Raw genomic sequence first — 21,816 nt, forward strand, 5'->3', positions numbered from 1 at the left:
AGGCAAGAAGGATACACCTGTTCCCATGCCGAACACAGCAGTTAAGCTTCTTAGCGCCGATGGTAGTTGGACCTTTGGTCCTGTGAGAGTAGGACGTTGCCACGCAAGTGTTGTATGTTATTCCGCAATAGCTCAGTTGGTAGAGCGCATGACTGTTAATCATGATGTCGTAGGTTCGAGCCCTACTTGCGGAGTGATTAAGGTTACTTGGAGAGTTGTCCGAGTTGGCCGAAGGAGCACGATTGGAAATCGTGTAGGCGAGTCAAATCGTCTCAAGGGTTCGAATCCCTTACTCTCCGTATCTAAAACTTAAAACGGCCCGTTGGTCAAGCGGTTAAGACACCGCCCTTTCACGGCGGTAACACGGGTTCGAATCCCGTACGGGTCATGACAATTAAATAACTATGGAGGATTAGCTCAGCTGGGAGAGCGTCTGCCTTACAAGCAGAATGTCGGCGGTTCGATCCCGTCATCCTCCATTGTACTAAACTGGTCCGGTGGTGTAGGGGTTAACATGCTTGCCTGTCACGCAGGAGATCGCGGGTTCAAATCCCGTCCGGACCGTTTGGCCTGATAGCTCAGTTGGTAGAGCACTTGATTGAAGCTCAAGGTGTCGGCGGTTCGAATCCGTCTCAGGCCATATGGTGGGGTAGCGAAGTGGCTAAACGCGGCGGACTGTAAATCCGCTCCTTCGGGTTCGGCAGTTCGAATCTGCCCCCCACCATTATTTGAATAGTAGGGAAAAATACTGTGTTCTTCTTACTACTAGGGACTTAGTTTAAAGGTAGAACAACGGTCTCCAAAACCGTTAGTGTGGGTTCGATTCCTACAGTCCCTGTTATCTATTCAAATAGGTAATGTCATGGCGATTGTGGCGAAGTGGTTAACGCATCGGTTTGTGGATCCGACATTCGTGGGTTCAATTCCCATCAGTCGCCTATATTTTATATAATTTAATGATTATTGGGGTATAGCCAAGCGGTAAGGCAACAGACTTTGACTCTGTCATCTCGTTGGTTCGAATCCAGCTACCCCAGTTTTTTTTGTTTTTAAGGATAATTTTGGCGGTGTAGCCAAGTGGTAAGGCACGGGTCTGCAAAACCCTTATTCGTCGGTTCAAATCCGATCACCGCCTTAGTTAGAAAAGCATATCATTAATGCCGGTGTGGCGGAATTGGCAGACGCGCTGGACTCAAAATCCTGTGCCCTCACGGGCGTGTCGGTTCGACCCCGACCATCGGTATCAGCCAAACAACACGTTTAAGCAGTTTCTCTTTCTTCGAGAAGCTGCTTTTTTGTTAGCTAATGTTCCCATTATATTGAAAGTGTTATTAGCTTCTAATTCAAAATAATTATGTGCTATAATGATTTCAACATGGTCGTAATGGTTATTTTCACGACTTTCTCAATCCTCAATGTAGATTAAATACCCTTGTCTTAGTCATTCACTTTGTTCGTTGAGTTAATGTTGACTTGGGTCTCGGCTTATAAAAACAGACAATAATTTGGTCAGTCGAGTTAATCGTTCAGATACTGAAGCTAGATAAATATATTTAAAAGAGAAGATTATGTTAATCAATCGCAACAATACTGCTTTGTTGGTTATTGATATACATGGTCCTTTGGCACGCACCGTTGAGGATGCCAACTAATTACATTCAAATTGGATTAAAATGATCCGTGTGGCTCGTTTGTTCGACTTTCCCATATAGTACTTGAACAATATGCCGAAGGGCTAGGGGAGACGATTCCAGAGCTTAGAGGCGAATTAAAAGACAATCATATTTTCCCTAAAAGAAGCTTTAGTTGGTATCAAGATCCGAATTTTAGAATGGTGCTAAAAGCATTAGATGTGAATAATTTATTAGTGATGGGCGGTGAAGCTCATGTCTGTTTGTTCCAAACAGGTTTAGTTATTTTAAAACATGAGGAATTATCACTCTATTTATTAGCAAACGGTGTTTCATCCGGAAAGGCTATCGACCGAGACTTAGCGATATAACGACTCGAGAAAGAGGGCGCAGTGATTAACACAATTGAAACGGCCGCCTTTGAATTAATGCAAGATAGTCGCGACACGAAGATTAAAGACTTCCTAAAAATAATCAAATAAGTAAAACAGCCCCAATCGCCTTGCTTCTATGGAGAACAAGAGGTTGGGGTTGTTTTTATATTAATGAAGCATTAGGCTAATGTGTAAAAAGTCTGGTTCTCATTGAGCTATTATTTACGAATAATCATTTGAACGGCTTGATCAATTTTCTGGTTTTGTACTTCTGGATTTTCATTTGGATTATTTAGACACTGTTTTAAGTTTTCAGCAACAATTAGCCCCATAATACGATCGATGCTTGAACGAACAGCGCTTAACTGCGTCACAATATCAACGCATTCTTTTTCTTCATCCATCATTTTCTGGATACCTCTTAACTGGCCTTCAGCTCGTTTGAGGCGATTAAGTAATTTTGGATCGCATTGCATTATCTAATCAAAGCTCCTTTCCAAGCGGCAATTCCGCCTTCCACATTAGTTACATTATAACCGAATTTATTAAGAAGTGTAGTCGCGACACTAGAGCGACCTCCGGATGCACAAATAATATAATAGTCCTCTTCTTTAGAGAGAGCTTTAGTATTAAGTGCTAATGTACTAAGGGGGAGATTAATTGATTTTGGGATGTGTCCTATAGCAAATTCATTTCTTTCACGTACATCAATTACATTAAGCACTTGTTGCTTACTGTTTTTATAAAATTGATCGTTATTAATTGTTTTCATGAATAATATCCTCCGGTTTAACGGTGTTGTATAGGTAGAAACCGCCATCTAGATTAGCAACAGTAAAGCCGTTTTGTTTTAAAATTCTTTCGGCAATATAACTACGAGCGCCACTTGCACAAGAGATAATATAAGGTTGGGTTCTATCTAATTCATTGAGCCGTTCTCTTAATTCATTTACAGGAATATTGATTGCATTAGGATATTGTCCATTAGCTAATTCATCTGGTGAGCGTACGTCTAAGACTTGTTTACCATCATTCAACTGTGTTTGTAATTCGTGCCAAGCAACAGAATCACTTAGTCCTTCAACAATATTACTTGCAACATAGCCAAGCATATTTACCGGGTCTTTTGCTGAACCGAAAGGAGGGGCGTAGGTAAATTCTAGTTCCATTAAATCAAAGATTGTTAAACCACCCTTAATGGCTGTTGCGATAACATCAATACGTTTATCGACACCTTTTTGTCCAATACCTTGTGCGCCTAAAATCTTTCCAGTTTCAGGATCAAAAACTAATTTTATGGTCAAACTAGTCGCACCTGGATAGTAGCCAGCATGATCCTTACCAGTTGTATGAATGGCGATATGATTTAAACCACTTAACTGAGCGACTCGTTCATTTAGTCCAGTTGAAGCGGCTGTGAGATTGAAAGCTCTAACAATTGCAGTTCCAATACTTCCTTGGTTTTTACGATTTAAACCAGCAATCACATCTGCTACTTGACGCCCTTGACGGTTGGCAGGCGAGGCTAGAGCAATCATGGTATCTTCACCTGTAATTTGTTGTTTAACAATAATTGCATCACCAACGGCGTAGATGTTAGGAATATTTGTTTGATAATTATTATCGACTAAGATCCCTCCTTGCCTACCTAATTTGATACCTGCTGCTTCTGCTAAGCTGTTTTCTGGTCGGACACCAACAGAAAGAATCGTTAAATCAGAAGGGATGATTTGTCCGTCTGTTAAGACAACTTCTTTCCCATTGTTTCTAAATTCATTTGCTGATTGGCTAGTAATCACACGAACACCATTACGTTTTAATTCTGCCTCTACAAAAGCAGCCATCTCCTCATCTAGTGGTGGGAGTACATGGGGTGCCATTTCTACTAAGGTAACATTTAAGCCGAATTTCTTAAGGTTTTCTGCCATTTCGACACCGATAAAGCCAGCACCGATGACAACTGCTTCTTTAACTTCATTCTCTTTCAATTGAGACATGATTTTATCTAAATCAGGCACATTACGTAGACTAAAAGCATTGGTGGCAGCGTCTAAGCCGGGAATAGAAGGGATAAATGGCTTGGCACCAGGAGATAGTATGAGTTCATCATACGTTTCAGTAAATACCTCGTCATTATGAAGTACTTCGATCGTTTTATTTTCTGGGTTAACTTTTGTCACTTCATGTTCAGAGCGTATATCTAATTTGAAGCGAGCTTGTAAAGCTTCTGGAGTTTGAACAATTAAATCAGAACGCTCTGCTATTTCTCCAGAGATATGATAGGGCAGTCCACAGTTGGCGAAAGAAACATAAGGACCTTTTTCCATAATGATAATTTCAGCATCATCCATTAAACGACGTAAACGTGTTGCAGCTGACATTCCACCAGCAACTCCACCTACAATCACTATCTTTTTCATTTTATCTTCCTCCAATTAAAATACTAATACCGGTATGGGTATATTAAACGACGAATCGCATACAATGTCAAGAGTTTATTTTACACGAAATGTAAAACATTATAGTAGCAATGTTTATAAGACTGAATTACCCCCAAGGGTAAAAAAAACCATCCCGAAAGGGATGGTGCTAAAATTAGTGTTTATTAAAAACAGAGCGTGCAATCAGAGTGTCGACTTCTTTAACATTGATTCCCTTTCGCAGTTGAATCTTTACATGGCCGACTTTAGTCCATAAGTCGACTTCACCATTGATGTCTAGAATACCTGACGTTTCGACAGACCACATATCAATCGAACGGTAAGGGATACTATAGTACTCTTTTTTAGTGCCAGTTACACCTTGCGTATCGACAATAATTAAACGATGATTCGTAAAGACAGCAGTGTCGCGTAAAGTAGAATAGGCGTGATCAGCCGTTTCGCCTTCAATTAATAAGTCTTGAATTTTTTTAGGTACCTCTCGTTTGGAGATAAAGGTAATATTTAGTAAGTCATTCAATTCATTTGTTGCCACGTCAATCACTCCTTTAATTTGTTAGGACTATTATAACATGATGTGCTGGAAAGATAATCTTAATACGTCTTTACTAACGGTAACGTAAAGCTAACCCTTTTAGGAAATTACGAATGTAGCGGTCACCACACGGTTTGTAATTTCGGTGTCCTTCACGTCTTAAAACAGCACTTAATTCACTATTAGAGATAACCACACCAGCCTCTTCAAGAATATCTAAGATGTCATCACTGGTTAGTTTAAGTGCAATTTTGATTTTCTTAAGCATTAAGTTATTCGCATTACCTGAATTCAATTCCAAGGCCGGTTCATTATCGTTTTTAGCGCCTCGTTGCGAAATAATTAAGCCATTCAAGAAACGTTCGAATTGCTCATCTGTACAAGTCATTTCATAGACATTCTCAGCTCTTTCGTCAGCTGCTTCAGTTGTTTCAGTTAGTTGTTTTTTAAGTAGGGCTTGTACTTCCTCTTTACTTAAAGTGACGCCACCCATGGCAAAAATTTCCACCATGTCTTCGTCTTTAATATCCAAGCCGTAGCGTAGTCGGGTCAGTCGATCATTATGATTCATTAAATTAGCCACCTTTCAATTCATATCGTTAATTATACCAAACATTTATCAGCTTTTCTGCTATACTCTAAAGACAATACTTAGAGGAAGTGGTGTTACCATGCGTCAAACCGAATATAAAGTTTTCGAAGCAGGTGAACTGTTTGATTTTTTAGTTGAAAAAATGCCGTCAGCAAGTCGTAAAACGATAAAAAATATGTTGACCCATTCGCAAGTGACAGTTGACGATAAAACTGTGACTCAATACAATACTAAACTGACTGAGGGTCAAGTGGTTGCGATTACTAAACAAAAGGTCAACAAGCATAAAGCAAATTTAAAAGGCGTAGAGATTTTGTTTGAAGATGACGCCATTATTGTGATTAATAAAGCGGCAGGAGTGCTTTCAATGGCCGGCAAGAATCCAAGTGAATTGACAGCTTATCGTCAATTAACCGACTATGTCAAAGAAATTCATCCGCGTCAACGCTTGTTTATTGTTCACCGTTTAGACCGGGATACCTCTGGGGTAATGGTTTTTGCAAAAACAGAAGCTGCCAAAGAGGCTTTGCAGAAAAATTGGCACAGTGATGTCAAAGAAAGAAAGTATACTGCGATGGTTGAAGGGGTTGTCAATGAGCGACCTGGAACGGTCTCTTCTTGGTTAACCGAAGGAAAGACGTTAAAAGTCTATTCCAGTCCGTTTGATAATGGCGGCAAGCATGCGATCACACATTACAAAAAGCTCCAAGGAAATCGTCATTTTTCTTTATTAGAAGTTCAACTAGAGACTGGAAGAAAGAATCAAATTCGTGTCCATATGCAAGAGCTTGGCCATTCAGTCGTAGGCGACAAAAAGTATGGTGCCCGTCAAAATCCGTTGAAGCGTCTAGGACTGCATGCAACCACCTTAGTCTTTAAGCATCCTATCAGTCAAGAAGTACTGCGCTTTAATGCCCCGGTCCCAGCAGCCTTTTTGAAACAAACGCGCTAATAGCCAGACTACTGATTTCAATTTTCAAGAGAAACGATCAGTTAAGAAGATATTAGTTAACAAGAGAATTATCAGATAATTTGTAGCACCGAGCAGAAATGTTGGGTGTTTTTGTCTTAAATGAGTAGGCTCTAATTGTTGTTAATCGTTACATAAGTTATGATACAAAGCTTTACACTTATGTTAGATAAGCTAACATGTCATGTTAAAACTGGATTGCGCTCATCAAACTTTAATTATATACTTAAGCACATAAAAATGTGTTTATGAGGTGACTTATGAAAAAAGGTAAATTAATGGCCTTTATGGTAACGCTACTGTCAATTTTTGGAATTATATTGACAGCTTCAGCGACTAATAACGTGCAAACAGTCGATGCACAGACAAAAGAGAAATATGTGATTGCGACCGATACAACTTTTGCTCCCTTTGAGTTCATAAATGAAGCAGGCGAGATGGTTGGGATTGATATGGATATTCTGGCAGCTATTGCTGAAAATCAAGGCTTCGAATATGAAGTACGAGCTCTAGGCTTTAATGCGGCTGTTCAAGCCTTGGAAAGTAAGCAAGTAGACGGTGTAATTGCTGGAATGAGTATTACGCCTGAAAGAGAAAAAGTCTTTACGTTTTCAGAAGCTTACTACCATAGTAGCTTGTCTTTTGCAGTCAAAGCCGATAGTGATATCCAAACATTGGATGACTTGAAGGGACAAAGAATTGCAGTTAAAACAGGAACTCAAGGGGCTGAACTCGCTGAGTCCTTACGAGAAGAGTATGACTTTGAGATTGTGACTTTTGAAGATTCTGTCAATATGTACCAAGAAGTAATGGTTGGTAATAGTGCGGCAGCGGTTGAGGATTTCCCTGTAATGGCTTATGCCATCAATGATGGCAAATTAGCTTTAAGACAGTTAGAAGAAACCTTTGATATTGGCTCTTATGGTTTTGCGACCAGTCCTGGTGAAAACCCAGACTTAGTTGCAGCTTTTAATGAAGGCTTAGCTAACATTCAAGCGTCGGGTCAATATGACGAAATTCTTGCCACTTATTTAGGTGACGCAGAAGTTGCTGATGATGCATCTAACATTGCTCAAGAAGAAGAATTGACTCATGACAAAAAATATGTGATTGCGACCGATACAACCTTTGCTCCCTTTGAGTTCGTAAATGAAGCAGGCGAGATGGTTGGGATAGATATGGATATTCTAGCAGCGATTGCTGAAGATCAAGGTTTCGAATATGAAGTACGAGCTCTAGGCTTTAATGCAGCTGTTCAAGCCTTGGAAAGTAAGCAAGTCGATGGTGTGATTGCTGGAATGAGTATTACGCCTGAGCGACAAGAGGCTTTTGATTTTTCGGAAGCTTACTATAATAGTAGTTTATCTTTTGCGGTCAAAGCAGATAGCGATGTCCAAACATTAGACGATTTAAAGGGACAAAGAATTGCAGTTAAAACAGGAACTCAAGGGTCTGAACTCGCTGAGTCCTTACGAGAAGAGTATGACTTTGAGATTGTGACTTTTGAAGATTCTGTCAACATGTATCAAGAGGTTATGGTTGGTAATAGCGCGGCAGCCGTTGAGGATTTTCCTGTAATGGCTTATGCGATCAACGATGGTAAATTGGCTTTAAGACAATTAGAAGAAACCTTTGATATTGGCTCTTATGGTTTTGCGACCAGTCCTGGTGAAAACCCAGACTTAGTTGCAGCTTTCAATGAAGGCTTAGCTAACATTCAAGCGTCGGGTCAATATGACGAAATTCTTGCCACTTATTTAGGTGACGCAGAAGTTGCTGATGATGCATCTAACATTGCTCAAGAAGAAGAATTGACTCATGACAAGAAATATGTGATTGCGACCGATACAACCTTTGCTCCATTTGAGTTCGTAAATGAAACGGGCGAGATGGTTGGGATAGATATGGATATTCTAGCAGCGATTGCTGAAGATCAAGGTTTCGACTATGAAGTGCGAGCTTTAGGCTTTAATGCGGCTGTTCAAGCCTTGGAAAGTAAGCAAGTTGACGGTGTGATTGCTGGAATGAGTATTACGCCTGAAAGAGAAAAAGCTTTTACGTTTTCAGAAGCTTACTATTTAAGTAGCTTGTCTTTTGCTGTGAAAGCAGATAGCGAAATTCAAACGCTTGACGATTTAAAGGGACAAAGAATTGCAGTTAAAACCGGGACACAAGGGGCTGAATTAGCCGAGTCATTACGAGAAGAGTATGACTTTGAAATTGTGACTTTTGAAGATTCTGTCAACATGTATCAAGAAGTTATGGTTGGTAATAGCGCGGCAGCCGTTGAGGATTTTCCTGTAATGGCTTATGCGATCAACGATGGTAAATTGGCTTTAAGACAACTAGAAGAAACCTTTGATATTGGCTCTTATGGTTTTGCGACCAGCCCTGGTGAAAACCCAGACTTAGTCGCAGCTTTTAATGAAGGTTTAGCAAACATTCAAGCGTCGGGTGAATATGACGAGATTCTCGCTACATATTTAGGTAACGCGGAGGTTGTTGATGATGCAACAAACCTTGCTCAAGAAGAAGAAGAAGAAGAAGTGACTCATGACAAGAAATATGTGATTGCGACCGATACAACCTTTGCTCCATTTGAGTTCGTAAATGAAGCGGGCGAGATGGTTGGGATAGATATGGATATTCTAGCAGCGATTGCTGAAGATCAAGGTTTCGAATATGAAGTGCGAGCACTAGGCTTTAATGCGGCTGTTCAAGCCTTGGAAAGTAAGCAAGTCGATGGTGTGATTGCTGGAATGAGTATTACACCTGAGCGACAAGAGGCTTTTGATTTTTCGGAAGCTTACTATTTAAGTAGCTTGTCTTTTGCTGTCAAAGCAGATAGCGAAATTCAAACGCTTGACGATTTAAAGGGACAAAGAATTGCAGTTAAAACCGGGACACAAGGGGCTGAATTAGCCGAGTCATTACGAGAAGAGTATGACTTTGAGATTGTGACCTTTGAAGATTCTGTCAATATGTACCAAGAGGTAATGGTTGGTAATAGCGCGGCAGCGGTTGAAGATTTTCCTGTAATGGCTTATGCAATCAATGATGGTAACTTAGATTTAAGACAGTTAGAAGAAACCTTTGATATTGGTTCTTACGGCTTTGCGACCAGTCCTGGTGAAAACCCTGACTTAGTGACTGCCTTTAACCGTGGTTTAGCAAACATCCAAGCCTCAGGTCAATATGACGAGATTCTGGCCACTTATTTAGGTAGTGATTCAGCTGAAGCACTGGAACATGATAAAACTTATATTATTGCGACTGACCAAACTTACGCTCCGTTTGAGTTTGTGGATGATGATGGTAATTTAGTCGGGATTGATATGGATTTAATGGCTGCGATTGCCGAGGATCAAGGCTTTGATTATGAGATGAAAGTCTTAGGTTTTAATGCTGCTGTTCAAGCGCTTGAAAGTGGTCAAGCTGATGGTGTAATTGCTGGGATGAGTATCACAGATGCTCGAAAAGAAAGCTTTGACTTTTCAGAGCCCTATTTTGATAGTCAATTGTCCTTTGCGGTTAAAGCCGATAGTGAGATTCAAACGTTGGCTGATTTAGAAGGTCTACGTGTGGCAGTGAAAACTGGGACACAAGGGGCGGATTTGGCGGATAGTTTGAAAGAGGAATATGGCTTTGAGATTGCGATTTTTGAAGACTCTGCCAATGTGATTGAAGATGTTTTAGCGGGGAATAGCGCGGCCTTAGTTGAGGATCATCCTGTAATGGCTTATACCATTAAGGAAGGGGACGTGGCTTTACGTCTGTTAGATGAAACCTTCACGGTGGGTTCTTATGGCTTTGCGGTAATGAAAGGTGAGAATGCTGATTTATTAACAGCCTTCAACCAAGGTTTAGCGAATTTAAGAGAATCTGGTGCTTATGACGAGATTTTAGCAACGTATACAAGTACTGATGGTGCAACTGAATCAGTTGCAAATGATGCGCTAGCTACAGAAGAAGCAGATGAAGAAGCAGCAAACGTATTTATTAGTCAAATCACTAAAAACTGGCGACCATTATTAAATGGTTTATGGACAACGGTTTGGGTGACACTTGTATCGATTCTAATCGCAATGATTATCGGGATTGCCTTAGGGATTATGAGTGCTGGCCAAAACCCAGTCTTAAAATTTATCGCTTTACTATACGTTGATATCATGCGAGGTATTCCGTTATTAGTATTATCATTCTTTATCTACTTTGGTGTGCCTCAGTTAACAGGCTTAACCTTCCCAGCTACCTTAGCAGGGATTGTTACCTTAAGTTTAAACGCAGCAGCTTATATCTCTGAGATTGTACGTGGGGGAATTAAAGCCGTACCAATCGGCCAGTCTGAAGCAGGACGAAGCTTAGGTTTACCTTACAATCAAACGTTGAGACACATTGTTCTACCGCAGGCGTTTAAAATTATGGTACCATCATTTATTAACCAATTTGTTATTACTTTGAAAGATACGTCAATTTTATCCGTAATAGGCTTGGTTGAATTAACTCAAACTGGTAAAATAATTATCGCACGTGATTTCCAATCAGGAAGTATGTGGTTAATTGTTGGTTTAATGTATATAATCATTATTACTGCATTAACTAGAGTATCGAAGAGACTAGAAAAGGAGAATTAAACTATGTCTAAAGTAATTGTCAAAGATTTGAAAAAAAGCTTTGGTTCGAACGAAGTTTTAAAATCAATTAATTTAACAGTAGCAGAAGGAGAGGTTGTTTGTATTATTGGGCCATCTGGTTCAGGTAAATCAACACTACTTCGCTGCTTGAACCATTTAGAAGAAATTAATGGCGGTCACGTGACAATCAATGGCTTTGATATTAGTTCAAAAGATGTTGATTTGAATAAAGCGCGTGAGAACATTGGTATGGTGTTCCAACACTTTAACTTATTCCCACACCTTAGTGTGAAAGAAAACATTACCTTAGCACCAACGCAATTAGGTGTCTTGAAAAACAAAGATGCAGATGCAAAAGCCCGTGAATTACTGGCACAAGTTGGTTTAGCTGATAAAGTAGATGCTTTCCCTAATTCCTTATCAGGTGGTCAAAAGCAACGTGTAGCAATCGCACGTGCTCTAGCAATGAATCCTGATATTATGTTGTTTGACGAGCCAACCTCTGCACTCGATCCAGAGATGGTAGGAGATGTTCTGTCAGTTATGCAACAATTAGCAAAAGATGGCATGACAATGGTTATTGTAACGCATGAGATGGGCTTTGCGCGTGAGGTAGCAGACCGCGTGATTTTCATGGACGGTGGTTATATTGTTGAAGAGGATGTACCAGAGAAAATCTTCTCGGCTCCTGCTCATGAAAGAACGAAAAACTTCTTAGATAAAGTATTATAAAAGTAAAAAAAGGCAGATGAGCAATCTGTAGAGACCCCCTAAATTCGAATACGGATTTAGGGGGTCTTTTTATTTTGAAGTAAGGAGACGGGGGCCGAAAGTTCAAGTGAATCTCCGGAATATCTTTTTTCGGACAAAAAACAAAGTTTTCACCTTGTTAAATAGGAATTTCAACATTTAACCAGTCACAATATATCATCTCCTATAATGCATATTATTTGAAAGAATACGTAAGCTTTTACATACTGTGTCATAGATTAAAATTTGAGGTGAAAAGAAAGTGAAAAAAGTAAAGACGAGTCGTTTAATCGTCATTTTTTTTTCTGGTTCTAGGTATTTTTGGATTAGGAAATGGAAGTTCGAACGTAGCAGAAGTAAAGGCGCAAGCAAATAAAAAGGTCTATACAATCGCAACTGATACGTCATATGCTCCTTTCGAGTTTCTTGATGGTGAAGGTAATTTAATCGGAATAGCTATTGATATTCTGGCTGCAATTGCCAAAGACCAAGGCTTTGAATATGAATGACGCTGCCGTTCAGTTTTTGGCTTACAAGCTTTAGAAAGTGGACAAGCAGATGGTATGATTGCTGGTATGGGAATTACAGAGGAAAGAGAAGCGTCGTTTGACTTTGCAAATCCATACTTTCAAGGTGGTTCAATGTTTGCAGTGGCTGCCAATAGTGAAATTGAAGCGATAGAAGACTATCAGGTCACAAGGTCGCTGTGAAAATTGGTACGACAGGTGAAGCAATTGCTAATGAATTATCGGGCGAATATGGCTTTGATACGACGACCTTTGAAGATTCAGTTAATATGTATCAAGACGTTGCCGCAGGCAACAGTCAAGCAGTGATTGGAGATGCGACAGTTATTCAATATGCCGTCAATACAGGAGCAGTCGATTTACGTTTAATCGCTGAAGAGAAGGCATCTATTCCGTTTGGTTTTGCTGTAAATAAAGGGAATCATCCAGAACTAGTTGACATGTTTAATGATGGCTTAGCTAATAGCCAAGCATCGGGTGAGTATGATGAAATACAGGCCACTTACTTAGGGGATGGAGCAAGCCAAGAATCTGTTCAAACTGGCTTCTTTGGTCAATTAAAACAAAACTGGCCCTCGCTAAGTTCTGGCTTAATCACGACCATTTGGGTAACGTTAGTATCCTTTGTGATTGCGATGATTATTGGTTTGTTGATTGGCTCAATGCGTAGTAGTCAATCGATGATTCTATCTGGAATTGGTTTAGTTTATGTCGATATTATGCGTGGTATCCCACTACTAGTATTAGCATTCTTTATCTACTTTGGTATGCCGCAAATGACAGGAATCAATATGAGCGCAAGTATCGCGGGTATTCTAACGCTGAGTTTAAATGCTGCTGCCTATGTTGCAGAAAATGTGCGTGGCGGTATTCAAGCAGTTGCTAAAGGACAGGCAGAAGCTGGTCGAAGTTTAGGTTTAAATTATGGAACGACAATGCGTCGAATCATTTTACCGCAAGCATTCAAAATTATGATTCCATCATTTATCAATCAATTTGTGATTACGTTGAAAGACACAGCAATCCTATCCGTTATTGGTTTAGTCGAGTTAACTCAGACTGGCCGAATTATTATCGCCCGTACTTATCAATCAGGGAGCATGTGGTTAATTATTGGACTGATGTACATTATTTTGATTACAATTTTAACGAAAATTTCAAATCGTCTAGAAAAGGAGTTAGTCTAATTTATGTCAACAGTTAAGGTAAAAGGCTTAAAGAAAAGCTTCGGAAAAAATGAAGTGCGAAAAGGCATCGATATGCAAGTCTCTTCAGGTGAAGTAGTGTGTATCATTGGTCCTTCTGGGTCAGGTAAATCAACTTTATTGAGATGTCTTAACCGATTAGAAGAAATTCAAGGTGGGTCGATTACAATTGCTGATAAAGATATTACAAGTTCGACAATTGATATCAATAAGGCTCGCGAAAATATCGGGATGGTTTTCCAACAGTTTAATTTATTTCCACATCTAACGGTAAAGGACAACATTACGTTAGCGCCTTTAGAATTGGGAAGAGTTTCAAAAGCGGAAGCGAATGATGTGGCGTTAAAGTTACTCGATCAAGTTGGTTTAAATAATAAGGCAGACGCCTATCCTAAATCACTATCGGGAGGACAACAACAGCGAGTAGCCATTGCATGAGCTTTAGCAATGAGTCCGGATATTATGTTGTTTGATGAACCAACTTCTGCCTTAGATCCCGAAATGGTCGGCGATGTATTAGAGGTTATGAAGCAATTAGCAGCCGATGGTATGACGATGGTGGTTGTGACACATGAGATGGGCTTCGCGCGTGAGGTGGGGGATCGTGTTGTGTTTATGGACGGAGGCTATATTGTTGAAGAAGGTCAACCAGAAGCAATCTTCGATAATCCTCAAGAAGACAGAACACAAGATTTACTAAATAAAGTATTATAAGAGTTTTATCACACCTTGTAGTGAGCTAGAATGCTCGCTGTAGGGTGTGTTTTTATTTCGTTAAGCATTGTGTCATTGAGAAATTACTTTCCTAGCTTGTGCTTGTATCGTCTAAAATGAGGGAAGTGCTCTAAAGGCATTTTGTCATTTGGTTAAGTGGTCTACTAAGTGATAGATTTTTATAAAATTGGGATATTTTGGCTTGTTAAAGGGGTTGAAATTCTTTAATATGATAGATGTTAGTTAGAAAGGGTGCAATTTATGAAAAGTATTGTTGAATATTATACGCCAACACATGAGATACCTGTTCCAGATCAGTATTTAGAAATTCCAATCGCATCATGGGACGATGTTATCCAACCGTTATTAGAAGAGGTCGCTAATCGTTATGGCGAGAGTTCAATCACGGATGAAATGGTGATTGATTTAGGTATTGCCAACGTATCAACTGTTCCAGCGTTTAAACGTTTTGCAAAAGAGTATTATCAAGATGAGTATATTTCTTATGCCTTTTATCACAAATTATTGCCATATTTATTAGCCTTTCATGGAGAAACCGCTGAAGTGGTCATTAATGCGGAAGAAAGAGAGCGTTATGTAGAAGAGTATCTTGAGCAAATTGAAGCTTTTGCTGAAGAAGAAGACTTGCCTGTTAATGATTACGCACAATTAAAATTAGGTTTACGTGGTGATATCGACACAATCTTAAAAGAGCGTGCCGTGGAAGATTATATCTTCAAGCTGATTGCCCATCACATTTTTAAAGAGAAGGGCCATGAGTTAGATGAATTAACTTATGAGCGTTTCATTCAACAGAATGTACTTCGTAGTGGAGCCGATGAAATTGATATGCGAGAGCGTTATCCTTACACTATTTTCCAAAAAATTATGCCAGAAATGTCATATAATACTGAACTGTTTGAATACTTCAAACCGAACTTCACATTTAAAGTGACTGGTGAAAATGCTTAATCAGACGGTCAAGCTATCTTATATGGTAAAAATTATAAATATTGAGATTGTGTGTGTGGAGGAGAACTAGAGCATGTCGAAAAAAACAGGGATTGTGGTTGGGCTTGGCTTAATGGTAGGCGTATTAGCTTATTTTCTATTGAGTCCTTTGTTCCAAACCGATATCAACCGAACCGTTAATTCCTTAGTAGATAAATATCAAAAGGCTGCTTTAATCGAGGAAACAAATTATTATGAGCAAACTCCGGTTTATCAAACTCAGCCAATTAATTTGGATCAATCAGCCAGTCTGTTAATTGAATCATTGCGTTTAGAAGGGCCAAACCTGTCGATTGGTAATCGAGATGGTCAGCCGTTAATGGAGGCTTTAGAAACCGAAGAAGAAGTCGTAGAGAATCTGCCTTGGTTTTACTTTAGTCCCAATGTAGCGATTGTGTCACCTACATCGGTTGTTCAAAGAAAGCAATTATTGAGAAAAGAAACTGTCAATGGCTTTGCTTGGTATTTGGTGGATAATGAGGAACGACTATTTCAATTTGGTGAACCTTACACAGGTTGGCATAGTACCTCCTTTGATGGTTGGTACTATTTTTCGGATGGGGTGCCTCAAGCTGATTTAATTATCTCGTCGGCTGAAGCCAATGACTTGATTCGTTACCGTAATCAGTTAACAGCTTTAGTACCGGTCGTGGATTATCAACCCTTCTTCATTGAACAGCCAGAAAAATACGAAGTCATGACCGAAAGTTATCCAGTGAATTATAGTATCCTTTACAAAGCAAGGGATCAAATGGTGCTTACTTCACCTCCTGGAACGTATGGTTCAACATTCTTAACCAACACAGCAAGTTTTGAAGATATGCCGATGGAAGTTGTTGAAGAAATATCGACACTTAGCGGGACTTGGTTACGCGTCATGATTGGCTATGAAGAGTTAGGTTGGATTAAAAAGGATGAACAGTTTAATGATTATGTACTGACTTTCTATAGTGAACAAGAGTTATTAGACACGATCGAATTAGTCTTATATGAAGAAATCGCCAATATTAGTGCTAATGCAGGGGCATCTTTTGTCAATAATGAGACGATGAGTCAGGTGAGTGTTAATAACCAGACCTTCTTCCCAGCAAGTACACAAAAAATCTATGTTTTAGCTGAGTTATATCATCAATATAGTAGGCAAATACTAGACCCGTATGAATATATTGAAATGGGTTGGGAAGATCAAGTGCCGGGCGCAGGTATTATTCAAAGTTACGCACCAGGCACGATGTTTACCTTAGATGAACTCGTCAATTTAGTAGCGATTTATAGTGATAATACAGCCGCAAACATGTTAATTGATGCGGTAGGTGGCGGGAGTGTGATAACCCCTCATATGCATCAGTTAGGTTTCTATGATACCTATGTTGATGGTAAGTATTATAATACACGTGAAGGTTACTTCCATACGACCCCTGGAGATGCTGCCCGTCTATTCGCCTTATTGTACAATAACCGTATTAATGGCGAACCTTGGGATGAAATGTATATCGATAAATTATTTTTAAACTCTCATAACTTTTTACGCCAGTTTATTCCTTATACAACAACCTCTTGGAATAAGTCTGGTTTGGGCGATCCAGAACAGAATGATGTCGCAACATTTGTGACGCCATATGGTTCTTATAGTTTAGCCGTTTATACAGAAACGCCGTGGGATTATGATGCGGTAGGAACACAGATGGGTTACTTGTCTTTAAGGATTCATGATGTGTTTAATGAATTAAGACAGCAGTTATGGGTCACCGTTGAAGATAGTGACAGTTATTTCGCGCCTGGAAGTGTTGAAGAATCGTATTATCAAGAAATAGTCGAATAATGTTCGGTTCATTGATTGAGCGTCCGCTCTTGCTTTTTTAAAAGCAGAGGCGGGCGCTTTTCATTTCTTAAAAAAGATGACAGACAGGTTACGATAGGAGTCTAAGGAAACTTGTTATTTGGTGATTAAAGGCTGTCAAGTTCTTTTGCTTTCAAGGAGACTTTAATGTATCAAAAGGAGATAGCTCTCTAAGGGCAAATAGGCGTCTATTGATTTTTGCCATTCGTGGATGGGTCATATTGTTCCCTGAATGGGGTTATGGTTTTTATGCGAAATGAGAATAGAATACATTTCAAGAAAGTATTTTTTAATGTGGATGGGTCTGATATAATGAAATTTAAATAACATATGAAAGAAGTGGTGAGAGTGGATCATTCAGAAGAAATCTTAAAGCTGCTTGAAACAGATAGCCGTTTAACGGTGAAGCAAGTCGCTATCTTATTAAATCTCGACGAAAAATTAGTCAGTGAGACGATTAAACATCTTGAAGATGAGAAAATTATCGCGGGCTACCATACACTGATTAATTGGGAGAAAACGGATGATCACTATGTCTCGGCGATGATTGAGGTGCGTGTAACACCTCAGCGGGGGCAAGGTTTTGATCGGATTGCGGAAAAAATCTATCAATTCCCCGAAGTGAAGGCGATGTATTTAATTTCGGGCGGTTATGACTACTTAGTGGAATTGAAGAAAGCACCGATGAGACAAATCGCAAACTTTGTATCGTCACGTTTGTCAGTGATTGAGGAAGTTCAATCGACTGCAACCCATGTTGTATTGAAGCGTTACAAAGACCACAATACGGTTCTTATGAAAGATGACGAAGATAAACGGATGGTGGTTAGTCCATGAGGTCTTTCATCAATCAAAAGGTCAAAGGGATTAAGCCATCTGGTATTCGCAAGTTTTTCGATATAGCCAATGAGATGGCGGATGTAATTTCTTTGGGGGTTGGGGAACCTGATTTTGATACGCCATGGCATATTCGCGATGAGGGAATTTATGCTTTGCAAAAGGGGCAAACTTTTTACACGTCAAATGCAGGTTTAATGGAGTTACGTCTTGCGATTGCTGAAACGATTGCTATCAAGTATGGCATGACATATAATCCCTCAAATGAAATCTTGGTAACGGTAGGAGGCAGTGAGGCGATTGATCTGGCTTTGCGTGCGACGCTTGAACCGGGCGACGAGGTAATTTTCACGGAGCCGAGTTACGTTTCATACTTGCCATGTATTCAATTAGCTGATGGGATACCTGTTGCGATTCCTTTGAAGGAAGAGAATGATTTTCGTCTGACAGCTCAAGAGCTCAGACAAGCCATTACCCCTCAGTCCAAAATATTAATTCTATCCTTTCCGAATAATCCTACGGGCGCTGTTATGGCGAAAGCTGATTTAGAAGCGATTGCGGAAGTTGTTTTGGAACATGATTTGATGGTCATTACGGACGAAATCTATGCGGAACTGACATACTTTGATAAAGAGGCACATGTGTCAATTGCTGCTTTACCTGGCATGCAAGAGCGCACAATTTATATCAATGGCTTCTCTAAAGCTTATGCGATGACGGGATGGCGTTTAGGCTATTGTTGTGGACCAGCTGAGATAATGGAACAAATGATTAAGATTCATCAATTTGCGATTATGGCGGCTCCCACGACTAGTCAATATGCGGGAATTACGGCTTTGCGAAATGGTGATGCAGATGTTGCAGTAATGCGAGAAAGTTATAATCAACGTCGTCGCTTTTTATTGTATGAGCTTGATCGAATAGGACTACCTTGTTTTGAGCCATTTGGCGCTTTCTATGTGTTTCCAAACATCTCTGAGTTTGGTTTGACTTCTGAAGAATTTGCGACTCAATTGATCTATAGTCAGAAAGTTGCGGTTGTACCTGGAACGGCATTTGGTGCTTCAGGAGAGGGCTTTATCCGAATATCTTATGCTTATTCAATTCAAGAATTGAAGGTTGCTTTTGAGAGGTTGGCACTTTTTGTTGAAGCTTTACGTGAAAATAAGGGCACACTTCTATAAGCAAAAGCTAGAGACTGTATAACTAAATTTAATAAATAAAGTTTCAATGTATAAAAAAGTATTGATAAAATAGTCAGAGTATTGATTATAATATATAATTAATCCTGGAGGGTAAATAAATAGCCTTGTTAATTGTAGTAATCACAATTAACAAGGCAATTATTAACACTAAATGTTACGCAGTAACATTTTTGATGATTTTGTTCGCTACTTCATTCGTTAATGAATAGAAGATTTTTGTGCCCTCACGCTCTGCTTCCACAATACCAGATTCACGCATTTTACTGATGTGTTGAGACACAGTCGATTGTGGTAAATCCAACGTTTCTTGGATTGCACCAACATTTAACACTCTGTTTTGATACAGTGTTAAAGCGATTGAGAATCTGATAGGGTGGGCTAGAAGTTTAAGGACATCAACGTATTCTTTAATTTCAGGAGATTTAACGTCAATTTTTTGCATAGAAAAGAGCCCCCTTCTTAATAAAATATTTTTGCTCTACTAGAAATACATTCTATCATACTTTCGAAATGAAATTAACTAAAAACCTTTAATATATGAAAATAATAATAATTATTGCCTTTTTCTTTAGAAAGAGAGAATGACCTGTATATTCAAACGTTGAACTTCGAGAAAATTTGTTTCGGTAGATTTTAAAATTATAAAGCATTAAGATAGTGAGGATAGTTATTTAGCCAGATTTATGCGATTAACTGAACGTCACAATTTACTTACAAGGAGAAAACACACATGACACAAGAATTACCATTAAGATCAGCGTTACCTTTAGAGTTAACTTGGCAACTTGAACTGCTATACGCAGATCAAGCAGCATATGAAACGGATTTAGCAGAATTTAAAGAGAAGGTTACAACTTTTTCTGAAAAGTACAATGGAAAGTTAGCGGATCAATCACTTTTACTAACTTCATTAGCGGATTATGCGCAGATTATTGAGCAGTTACACCGCCTTTCTGGTTATGCCTCATTAGGTTATGAGACGGATAAATTAAACGACGTCTTTGAAAGCAACATGAGTCGTTTAGAAGACTTATATGAGTGGCAAGGTCAACAATTAACTTTCTATGATAATCAATTAGCTTTGTTAGATCTTGAGTATTTAACAAGCATTAGCCAAACTGAAGAAGGACAGACTTATGAGTACTTCTTAAAAGAAGTCGTTCGACAGAAAGAAACACATCTTTCTCAAGAAGTAGAGGAAGTATTAAGCGGCTTGGATAACTCAATTAATAATCAATACCGTCAATACTTAACAATGAAATTACAAGATATGAGCTTTGATTCTTTCACTGTTGCCGATCAACACTATTCAAATAGTTTTAATGGCTTTGAAGGGGAGTATGAAGTTCATGCCAATCCTGAAGTCCGTGCAAAAGCTTGGAAATCGTTTCACGATGGCTTAGCACGCTATCAAAACAGTGCCGCGATTAATTACATCAACCATGTTCAAACTGAGAAAAAAATGGCTACTTTACGAGGCTTTGATTCTGTGTTTGATTATTTACTATTCAATCAAAAGGTTGATCGTGAAGCGTTCAATCGTCAAATTGATGTCATTATGACTGAGTTTTCACCTGTGATGCAACGTTATGCGCGTTTATTAGCAAAAGAACACGGTTATGAAAAAGTGAGTTTAGCGGATATCAAAATTTCATTTTCAACCGAGGAAGCTGCAACAATTTCCGTTGAGGAAAGTCGTGTGATGATTGAAGATGCCTTGTCAGTTTTAGGAGAAGACTATAGTAAGATTGTTAAACGTGCTTTTGATGAGCGTTGGATTGATTACCCGATGAATCAAACAAAATCCACAGGTGGTTTCTGTTCAACGTCTTATAATGGTCCATCTTATATCTTATTGAATTGGACAAGCTTATTGAGTGAAGTGCTAGTGTTGGCTCATGAATTAGGTCATGCCGGTCACTTCCAATTAACTTATCAAGAACAAAGCGTATTGACACCAGAAGCAAGTCTTTACTTTATTGAAGCGCCTTCGACTGCCAATGAAGTGATTATGTGTCAATATTTATTAAATCAACCGATTTCAGCCGAACAAAAACGTATTTTAATTGCAGAATTTATTTCAAGAACTTACTTCCATAATATGGTGACACATTTATTGGAAGCAGATTTCCAGCGAAAAGTTTATCAAGCAGTTGATCAAGGGGATGTCCTAAATGCTAAGCGTTTAAATACCTTTTTCAAAGAAACACTAGAAAACTTCTGGGGCGATGCAGTTGAAATCAATAAGGGTTCTGAATTAACTTGGATGCGTCAGCCACACTACTTTATGGGCTTATATTCCTATACATATTCAGCAGGTTTAACGATTGGCACTCAAATTGGTCAAAAAATTGCAGCTAAAGATGAAACTGCTATAGAAAACTGGTTGGAAGTATTAAAAGCAGGTGGAACATTAGGTCCCATTGAATCCGCTGAAAAAGCAGGTGTATCAATGACGGATGCTGCTGCTTTAAGAGAAGCGATTCATTTTGTTGATGGCTTATTAGATCAAATTGAGGAATTAAAAGAAGCTTAATATAACTTCGGCTA

The 21,816-nt window shown here is 39.1% G+C and carries 16 protein-coding genes, 12 tRNA genes, 1 rRNA gene and 2 pseudogenes; 25 read left to right on the forward strand and 6 right to left on the reverse strand.

Going from position 1 to position 21,816, the window contains the following annotated elements:
* The 14 genes from rrf to ACTQ5J_RS00070 form a co-directional block, all read left to right on the forward strand.
* Nucleotides 1–105 (forward strand): 5S ribosomal RNA (gene rrf, locus ACTQ5J_RS00005); the annotation flags it as partial.
* A 16-nt stretch (nt 106–121) separates the two neighbouring features.
* Nucleotides 122–194 (forward strand) — tRNA-Asn (locus ACTQ5J_RS00010).
* A 15-nt stretch (nt 195–209) separates the two neighbouring features.
* Nucleotides 210–299: transfer RNA gene (locus ACTQ5J_RS00015), tRNA-Ser, on the forward strand.
* Between the two features lie 17 nt (nt 300–316).
* A tRNA-Glu gene (locus tag ACTQ5J_RS00020) sits at nt 317–388 on the forward strand.
* An 18-nt stretch (nt 389–406) separates the two neighbouring features.
* A tRNA-Val gene (locus tag ACTQ5J_RS00025) sits at nt 407–479 on the forward strand.
* Between the two features lie 12 nt (nt 480–491).
* Nucleotides 492–564: transfer RNA gene (locus tag ACTQ5J_RS00030), tRNA-Asp, on the forward strand.
* A gap of 3 nt (nt 565–567) precedes the next feature.
* Nucleotides 568–640: transfer RNA gene (locus ACTQ5J_RS00035), tRNA-Phe, on the forward strand.
* A 3-nt stretch (nt 641–643) separates the two neighbouring features.
* A tRNA-Tyr gene (locus ACTQ5J_RS00040) sits at nt 644–724 on the forward strand.
* Nucleotides 725–767: 43 nt separating this feature from the next.
* Nucleotides 768–838 (forward strand) — tRNA-Trp (locus ACTQ5J_RS00045).
* A gap of 27 nt (nt 839–865) precedes the next feature.
* Nucleotides 866–938 (forward strand) — tRNA-His (locus ACTQ5J_RS00050).
* A gap of 26 nt (nt 939–964) precedes the next feature.
* Nucleotides 965–1,037: transfer RNA gene (locus ACTQ5J_RS00055), tRNA-Gln, on the forward strand.
* A 26-nt stretch (nt 1,038–1,063) separates the two neighbouring features.
* A tRNA-Cys gene (locus ACTQ5J_RS00060) sits at nt 1,064–1,135 on the forward strand.
* Nucleotides 1,136–1,159: 24 nt separating this feature from the next.
* Nucleotides 1,160–1,243: transfer RNA gene (locus tag ACTQ5J_RS00065), tRNA-Leu, on the forward strand.
* Nucleotides 1,244–1,747: 504 nt separating this feature from the next.
* Complete coding sequence (locus tag ACTQ5J_RS00070) at nt 1,748–2,002, forward strand: isochorismatase family protein (protein WP_441750746.1); 255 nt, start codon at nt 1,748–1,750, stop codon at nt 2,000–2,002.
* A 221-nt stretch (nt 2,003–2,223) separates the two neighbouring features.
* Here the strand turns inward: ACTQ5J_RS00070 and ACTQ5J_RS00075 are convergent, their stop codons facing one another.
* The 5 genes from ACTQ5J_RS00075 to ACTQ5J_RS00095 form a co-directional block, all read right to left on the reverse strand.
* Nucleotides 2,224–2,481: a metal-sensitive transcriptional regulator gene (locus tag ACTQ5J_RS00075; protein WP_441749915.1), complete on the reverse strand. Its 258-nt coding sequence runs from the start codon at nt 2,479–2,481 to the stop codon at nt 2,224–2,226.
* Entirely contained in the window at nt 2,481–2,777 is a 297-nt protein-coding gene (locus ACTQ5J_RS00080) for a rhodanese-like domain-containing protein (RefSeq protein WP_441749916.1), read from the reverse strand. The genes ACTQ5J_RS00075 and ACTQ5J_RS00080 overlap by 1 nt, the downstream gene beginning before the upstream one ends.
* Nucleotides 2,764–4,425 (reverse strand): FAD-dependent oxidoreductase, encoded by a 1,662-nt coding sequence (locus ACTQ5J_RS00085; protein WP_441749917.1) that lies wholly within the window; start codon nt 4,423–4,425, stop codon nt 2,764–2,766. The genes ACTQ5J_RS00080 and ACTQ5J_RS00085 overlap by 14 nt, the downstream gene beginning before the upstream one ends.
* A gap of 175 nt (nt 4,426–4,600) precedes the next feature.
* Nucleotides 4,601–4,981: a PH domain-containing protein gene (locus tag ACTQ5J_RS00090; protein ID WP_441749919.1), complete on the reverse strand. Its 381-nt coding sequence runs from the start codon at nt 4,979–4,981 to the stop codon at nt 4,601–4,603.
* A gap of 73 nt (nt 4,982–5,054) precedes the next feature.
* Entirely contained in the window at nt 5,055–5,552 is a 498-nt protein-coding gene (locus ACTQ5J_RS00095) for a DUF1456 family protein (RefSeq protein WP_441749920.1), read from the reverse strand.
* 100 nt (nt 5,553–5,652) lie between these two features.
* Between ACTQ5J_RS00095 and ACTQ5J_RS00100 the strand changes: the two genes are divergently transcribed.
* The 10 genes and pseudogenes from ACTQ5J_RS00100 (at nt 5,653) to ACTQ5J_RS00145 (ending at nt 19,245) form a co-directional block, all read left to right on the forward strand.
* On the forward strand, nt 5,653–6,525 hold the full coding sequence (locus tag ACTQ5J_RS00100; RefSeq protein ID WP_441749922.1) for an RluA family pseudouridine synthase: 873 nt from the start codon (nt 5,653–5,655) through the stop codon (nt 6,523–6,525).
* A gap of 278 nt (nt 6,526–6,803) precedes the next feature.
* Nucleotides 6,804–11,177, forward strand: a complete 4,374-nt coding sequence (locus tag ACTQ5J_RS00105) for an ABC transporter substrate-binding protein/permease (RefSeq protein WP_441749923.1) — start codon at nt 6,804–6,806, stop codon at nt 11,175–11,177.
* Nucleotides 11,178–11,180: 3 nt separating this feature from the next.
* A complete protein-coding gene (locus ACTQ5J_RS00110; RefSeq protein ID WP_441749924.1) occupies nt 11,181–11,909 on the forward strand; it encodes an amino acid ABC transporter ATP-binding protein in 729 nt (242 codons plus the stop codon).
* 464 nt (nt 11,910–12,373) lie between these two features.
* Nucleotides 12,374–12,637, forward strand: a pseudogene (locus ACTQ5J_RS00115) (transporter substrate-binding domain-containing protein).
* Nucleotides 12,634–13,641 (forward strand): ABC transporter substrate-binding protein/permease, encoded by a 1,008-nt coding sequence (locus ACTQ5J_RS00120; RefSeq protein WP_441749925.1) that lies wholly within the window; start codon nt 12,634–12,636, stop codon nt 13,639–13,641. The pseudogene ACTQ5J_RS00115 and the gene ACTQ5J_RS00120 overlap by 4 nt, the downstream one beginning before the upstream one ends.
* A gap of 3 nt (nt 13,642–13,644) precedes the next feature.
* A pseudogene (locus tag ACTQ5J_RS00125) lies at nt 13,645–14,373 on the forward strand (amino acid ABC transporter ATP-binding protein).
* 261 nt (nt 14,374–14,634) lie between these two features.
* On the forward strand, nt 14,635–15,345 hold the full coding sequence (locus tag ACTQ5J_RS00130; protein ID WP_441749926.1) for a hypothetical protein: 711 nt from the start codon (nt 14,635–14,637) through the stop codon (nt 15,343–15,345).
* Nucleotides 15,346–15,418: 73 nt separating this feature from the next.
* The gene (locus ACTQ5J_RS00135; RefSeq protein ID WP_441749927.1) at nt 15,419–17,206 is read left to right on the forward strand and encodes a serine hydrolase; all 1,788 of its coding nucleotides are present in this window, start codon (nt 15,419–15,421) and stop codon (nt 17,204–17,206) included.
* Nucleotides 17,207–17,572: 366 nt separating this feature from the next.
* A complete protein-coding gene (locus ACTQ5J_RS00140) occupies nt 17,573–18,061 on the forward strand; it encodes an Lrp/AsnC family transcriptional regulator (RefSeq protein ID WP_441749928.1) in 489 nt (162 codons plus the stop codon).
* Nucleotides 18,058–19,245, forward strand: coding sequence for a pyridoxal phosphate-dependent aminotransferase (locus ACTQ5J_RS00145; RefSeq protein WP_441749929.1), 1,188 nt, complete (start codon nt 18,058–18,060; stop codon nt 19,243–19,245). Before ACTQ5J_RS00140 ends, ACTQ5J_RS00145 begins: the two co-directional genes overlap by 4 nt.
* Before the next feature lie 175 nt (nt 19,246–19,420).
* Here ACTQ5J_RS00145 and ACTQ5J_RS00150 read toward each other — a convergent pair whose 3' ends face one another.
* Entirely contained in the window at nt 19,421–19,708 is a 288-nt protein-coding gene (locus ACTQ5J_RS00150; protein WP_441749930.1) for an ArsR/SmtB family transcription factor, read from the reverse strand.
* 288 nt (nt 19,709–19,996) lie between these two features.
* On the opposite strand from ACTQ5J_RS00150, the gene pepF reads away from it, so the two are divergent.
* Nucleotides 19,997–21,802, forward strand: coding sequence for an oligoendopeptidase F (gene pepF / locus ACTQ5J_RS00155; protein WP_441749932.1), 1,806 nt, complete (start codon nt 19,997–19,999; stop codon nt 21,800–21,802).
* Nucleotides 21,803–21,816: the final 14 nt, after the last annotated feature.

This window comes from Fundicoccus sp. Sow4_F4, from assembly GCF_052116145.1.
GTDB lineage: Bacteria > Bacillota > Bacilli > Lactobacillales > Aerococcaceae > Fundicoccus.

What these genes read in the sequence shown, in the direction of transcription:
- ACTQ5J_RS00110 (WP_441749924.1), top strand. Translation starts at nt 11,181, where the DNA reads ATGTCTAAAGTAATTGTCAAAGATTTGAAAAAAAGCTTTGGTTCGAAC.
- pepF (WP_441749932.1), top strand. Translation starts at nt 19,997, where the DNA reads ATGACACAAGAATTACCATTAAGATCAGCGTTACCTTTAGAGTTAACT.
- ACTQ5J_RS00095 (WP_441749920.1), bottom strand. Translation starts at nt 5,552, where the DNA reads ATGAATCATAATGATCGACTGACCCGACTACGCTACGGCTTGGATATT.
- ACTQ5J_RS00130 (WP_441749926.1), top strand. Translation starts at nt 14,635, where the DNA reads ATGAAAAGTATTGTTGAATATTATACGCCAACACATGAGATACCTGTT.
- ACTQ5J_RS00100 (WP_441749922.1), top strand. Translation starts at nt 5,653, where the DNA reads ATGCGTCAAACCGAATATAAAGTTTTCGAAGCAGGTGAACTGTTTGAT.
- ACTQ5J_RS00085 (WP_441749917.1), bottom strand. Translation starts at nt 4,425, where the DNA reads ATGAAAAAGATAGTGATTGTAGGTGGAGTTGCTGGTGGAATGTCAGCT.
- ACTQ5J_RS00145 (WP_441749929.1), top strand. Translation starts at nt 18,058, where the DNA reads ATGAGGTCTTTCATCAATCAAAAGGTCAAAGGGATTAAGCCATCTGGT.
- ACTQ5J_RS00080 (WP_441749916.1), bottom strand. Translation starts at nt 2,777, where the DNA reads ATGAAAACAATTAATAACGATCAATTTTATAAAAACAGTAAGCAACAA.
- ACTQ5J_RS00075 (WP_441749915.1), bottom strand. Translation starts at nt 2,481, where the DNA reads ATGCAATGCGATCCAAAATTACTTAATCGCCTCAAACGAGCTGAAGGC.
- ACTQ5J_RS00105 (WP_441749923.1), top strand. Translation starts at nt 6,804, where the DNA reads ATGAAAAAAGGTAAATTAATGGCCTTTATGGTAACGCTACTGTCAATT.
- ACTQ5J_RS00135 (WP_441749927.1), top strand. Translation starts at nt 15,419, where the DNA reads ATGTCGAAAAAAACAGGGATTGTGGTTGGGCTTGGCTTAATGGTAGGC.
- ACTQ5J_RS00150 (WP_441749930.1), bottom strand. Translation starts at nt 19,708, where the DNA reads ATGCAAAAAATTGACGTTAAATCTCCTGAAATTAAAGAATACGTTGAT.